Annotated in this window: 3 protein-coding genes; all 3 read left to right on the forward strand. The window is 58.3% G+C overall.

Annotated elements, in window-relative coordinates:
* Positions 1-8 precede the first annotated feature (8 nt).
* Positions 9-2,195, forward strand: coding sequence for a hypothetical protein (locus B2310_RS07420; RefSeq protein WP_290730100.1), 2,187 nt, complete (start codon positions 9-11; stop codon positions 2,193-2,195).
* Between the two features lie 43 nt (positions 2,196-2,238).
* Complete coding sequence (locus tag B2310_RS07425) at positions 2,239-4,137, forward strand: hypothetical protein (RefSeq protein WP_290730103.1); 1,899 nt, start codon at positions 2,239-2,241, stop codon at positions 4,135-4,137.
* A gap of 195 nt (positions 4,138-4,332) precedes the next feature.
* A partial coding sequence (locus B2310_RS07430; protein WP_290730106.1) for a glyceraldehyde 3-phosphate dehydrogenase NAD-binding domain-containing protein occupies positions 4,333-4,790 on the forward strand: 458 nt, incomplete at its 3' end.

Here is a 4,790-nt window from a genome sequence, read left to right on the forward strand (position 1 = left end):
TCTGTTCTATGGTCCTCGATCAGCAGCGCAAGATATTCCATGAGTCGTGGTACCGCCTTGCGGGGAGCAAGATCTCCCTCAGGGCGAGTGTCCGCGTCCACAGGCAGACCTACCGCGGTGTACTTTGGTACGTACTTTACGAACCGTTTACGAACCAGTATTACCGATTGCCTCGCGGGGCATACGACTTCGTGTCGCGCCTTTCGCCCGACAAGACGGTGGGTGAGGTGTGGAGCGCCATGCTCAAGGGTAGCGAAGGCGAGATGCCCGGCCAGGGCGAAGTCATCGAGATGCTTGCGCAGCTGTACCAGGCGAACATGCTCATGTACACGGGTGTGGACGATGGCGCAAAGCTGTTCGAGCGCAACCGAAAGCAGAAGCAGAAGAAGGTCAAGGCCTCGCTCTTGAACATCTTCTTCTTGAAGGTGCCGCTGTTCGACCCCGACGCCTTGCTCAACAAGCTGCGTTGGCTTATCCGCTTCTTGCTGAGCAAGCCTTTCGCGCTCGTGTGGCTTGCGACGGTTATCGTTGCCGCGAAATACGGAATCGAGAACTTCGATGCCCTCAAGGACCAGAGTTCGGGATTCCTTTCGCCGTCGAATATCGGCTGGGTCTACGTGTGTACCGTGTTCGTGAAGCTCTTGCACGAATTCGGCCACGCGAGCGTCGTCAAGCGCTACGGGGGCGAGGTGCACACGCTGGGCGTGATGTTCATGCTGCTCGTGCCTCTTCCGTACGTGGATGCGACGGCGAGCTGGTCGTTCCGCAAGAAGTCGAGGCGCGCTCTGGTGGGGGCCGCGGGCATGCTCACGGAATTCTTTATCGCCTCGGTCGCCTTGATTGTCTGGGCGAACCTTGGCGGTGGACTCGCCAAGAATCTTGCGTACAACGTTGTTATAATGGCCTCGGTTTCTACTGTGCTGTTCAATATCAACCCGCTCATGCGATTCGACGGCTACTATATCCTGACCGATTTGCTGGACATGCCCAACCTGCAGCAGAATTCGGTACGCCACCTCAAGTACCTGCTGGAACGTTACGTGTTCTTCAAGCGCGATGCCGAGGCGGTTGCCGAGACCTGGCTCGAACGCGTGATTTATTCGGTTTACGGAGTCGCCTCGTCGATCTACAGGATTTTCCTATTTACGGGGTTCATCGTCACCATCTCGCAGCACTACCTGATACTTTCGTTTATCATGGGGGCCCTCCTTTGCCTGACGATGGTGATTATGCCGGTGGGCAAGTTCCTCAAGTACATCTTCGCAAGCCCCGGGCTTGCGCTGGTGCGTAACCGAGCCGTTTTCGTGACGGTTCTGGTGCTCGGCAGTGCCATATCGCTTTTGTTCTACCTGCCCGTTCCCGACACGTTCAAGGCTCCCGGCGTTATAGAGGCGGCGCGGTACGAAAACACGACGGTGGGCGAGGGCGGCCTTGTTGCCGGTGTGTTCCGCGGCGAAAAGGCGAAGGTCAAGAAGGGCGATACGCTGATGGTCCTCGAAAACCGCGAACTCGATTTTTCGATTGAGGAAAAACGTGCGCAGGTGAGGGAGGCCGTGCAGGCCTACTACCAGGCGCTGGACCGCGCTCCCGAAAATATGCTGCCGCTCGAAAAGCGGCTGGGCGTGCTGAGGCAGGAACTGGGCGACCTGCTGCGCTACCGCGACAAGTTGACGCTTGTGGCCCCGATGGACGGCATTTGGGACGTGAAGAACCCGGACGAGTACGTGGGCCGCTTTATGCAGCGTGGCGATTCGATGGGGATGGTGCTCGATACGACCGCATTCGATTTTTTGGCGGTGGTGAGCCAGGAGGAGGTCTCTCGCCTGTTCACGGAAAAGCCGCGCAAGGTCTCGGTGCGGCTCAGCGGCGACGCCTTTACCGAAATCCCTGTCGATAGCGTTTCGGCTATTCCTGCGGCGCGTGACCGCTTGCCTTCCGCTGCGCTCGGGTGGCTTGGCGGTGGCGAAATCGAGACGCGTGCCTCGGGCGGTGCGGGGGATGGGTATGGCGAACGTACTGCGGAACCCGTCTACCTGGTGCGTGCGACAATCAACAGGGACGATGCGGCCCTGGCGGGCATTGACTGGGCGCACGGCCGTTCGGGCAAGATTCGTTTCCATTTGAAGGATACTCCGCTAGCCCTGCAGGGAATCCGCAAGGCGCGCCAGGCCCTGCAAAAGTACTACAAGATGTAATATGAACCTTACCGACAACTACCGACTGACATCTTGCAAGCAAGTGAAAAAGATCCCGACGGGCCTCGATGCCCTGATGTCGCGGATGGTCGGGAAGTTCAAGGGCCGCAGGGGAGTGCTGCGCAGGCTTTTGAAAGATGCCCGGAGTATCGACCTGTGGAGCCGTTCGTTTACGCAGCTCGACGATGCCTCCCTGAAAAAGCGCATGGCCGACATGCAGGCCGAACTCAAGCGCCCCTTCGACAAGAGCGCTCTCCTGAAGTCGTTTGCTCTGGTGCAGGAGGCCGTGTCGAGGACTCTCGGGTACCGGCCGTATATCGAGCAGTTGACGGGAGCGCTTGCGCTTTACCGCGGGTATGTCGCTGAAATGTCGACTGGCGAGGGCAAGACGGTTACGGCCGCCATGTGTGCCGCCGTGCGGGGCTGGAGCAAGCGCCCGTGCCACGTGATTACGGCGAACGACTACCTGGCTGCACGCGATGCCGAAATCATGAAGCCGCTGTATTCGTATTGCGGAGTGAGCGTCGGGGCGGTGACGGGTGCGATGAAGCCCGCGGAGCGGCGCGAGGGGTATTCGGCCGATGTGACTTATTCTACGGCGAAGGAAGTGCTGGCAGATTTTTTGCGCGACCGGATTGCGATGGGGGATTTTCAGGATTTTGGCAAGCGGCTCGTTTGCGCCACGACCGTGAATATGGAACGCCTGAAGTCGAACCTGGTGCAGCGCGGGCTTTATACGGCCATAGTCGACGAGGCCGACAACGTGCTGATTGACGAGGCCGTGACCCCGCTGATTATTTCGCGCGAAAAGAAGAACGACGAGTTCAACGAGGCGTGCCGCCTTGCATACAAGGTATCCGAAAAGCTGAAGCGCCGCACGGATTACGAGGTGGACTACAAGAACCGCACCATACGCTTTCTTGTTGATATGGAATCCCGCCTGGACGATATCGGCGAAGAGATTTCGTTTGCCCGCGCCGGTTTTTTGAAGGATTTGGTGCGGCAGGCGCTTGTGGCTCGCGAACTGTTCGAGTGTGGCCGCCATTACGTTGTCGAAGAGGGCAAGGTGGTGATTGTCGACGAATCGACAGGCCGCAAGATGCCCATGCGCTCGTGGAACGGCGGGCTGCACCAGATGATAGAAATCAAGGAAGGGCTCGAAATGAGCGGCCTCAAGGAAACAGAGGCGCGAATGAGCTTCCAGCGCTTCTTTAGGCTCTACAGGAATTTCTCGGGCATGACGGGTACCGGCAAGGAGGCCTCCGCCGAATTCTGGACGATATACGGGGCTGCCGTGGTATGTATCCCGAATCACCGCAAGAGCAAGCGCAAGGTGTCGCACCTGAAGACTTTCGCAAGCAAGGACGCCAAGCGCCGCGCCATCGTGAAGGAGGTCATCCGCATGCACGAGAAGGGCCGCCCCATCCTGATTGGCACGAAGGACATTGACGAAAGCGAATACCTTGCCTCGGCCATCGAATCGAAGGGCCTGCATTGCCGGATTATCAATGCGGTTCGCTGCGAGGAAGAGGCTGCCATCGTGGCCGAAGCGGGCAAGTTCGGGGCCATTACGGTCGCAACGAACATGGCCGGCCGCGGTACCGACATCAAGATTCCGGACAAGGTCAAGAAAATCGGCGGGCTCCACGTTATTGCGACGGAATGCAACCCCTCTTCGCGCATTGACCGCCAGCTTTTCGGCCGTTCGGCGCGCCAGGGCGACCCGGGGAGCGTGAGCCACTACGCCTCGTTCGAAGACGATGTGCTGCGCCGTAACCTGCCGAACGCGCTTGCCGTGGCGTTCAGGCACCTTGGGCCTTTTTCCGCCCTTTCGGTGCGCTGGGCGCAGCATCGGGCGGGCAGAAAGGCTTACCAGAGCAGGCTTTCGGTACAGCGCACCGATACGTGGCTTGAGGATTCGCTCGGGTTCAGCGGGAACTAGTCCCGAACCGCACCTGCCGGTCGGGGAGGGGGCAAGCGGGGGAGTCCGTGCTCCCTTAATCACTAAATATCGGTCTTTTGTCTTTTTTTTACTCCAGAACTACACAAAGACCGCCTTTTTTTGTATCTTTGACGCCAGCAAAGCACCACCCTAAAGGTGGCTAGCAATTTCAACAATAAACAAAAGGATCCAATAATGGCTCTCAAACTCGGTATCAATGGTTTCGGCCGCATCGGCCGTATGGTCTTCCGCGCTGCTGTGGAAAACTTCTCCAAGGACATTCAGGTTGTCGGTATCAACGACCTTCTCGACGTTGACTACCTCGCTTACATGCTGAAGTACGACTCCGTGCACGGCGCTTTCAAGCACGACGTGTCTTTCGAAGGCAACTTCCTCATCGTCGATGGCAACAAGATTCAGGTGTTCGCCGAAAAGGATCCCTCCAACATCACTTGGGGTGCCCTCGGTGTTGACGTCGTTGTGGAATCCACTGGCTTCTTCCTGACCGATGAGCTCGCCCGCGCCCACATCAAGGCCGGTGCCAAGAAGGTCATCATGTCCGCTCCGTCCAAGGACGCTACCCCGATGTTCGTTTACGGTGTGAACCACCAGACCTACGCCGGCCAGGACATCATCTCCAACGCTTCCTGCAC

This window comes from Fibrobacter sp. UBA3629 (genome assembly GCF_002374005.1).
GTDB lineage: Bacteria > Fibrobacterota > Fibrobacteria > Fibrobacterales > Fibrobacteraceae > Fibrobacter.

Excerpts from the sequence above, each read along its gene's own strand:
- B2310_RS07420 (WP_290730100.1), top strand. The coding sequence starts at position 9 with ATGGTCCTCGATCAGCAGCGCAAGATATTCCATGAGTCGTGGTACCGC.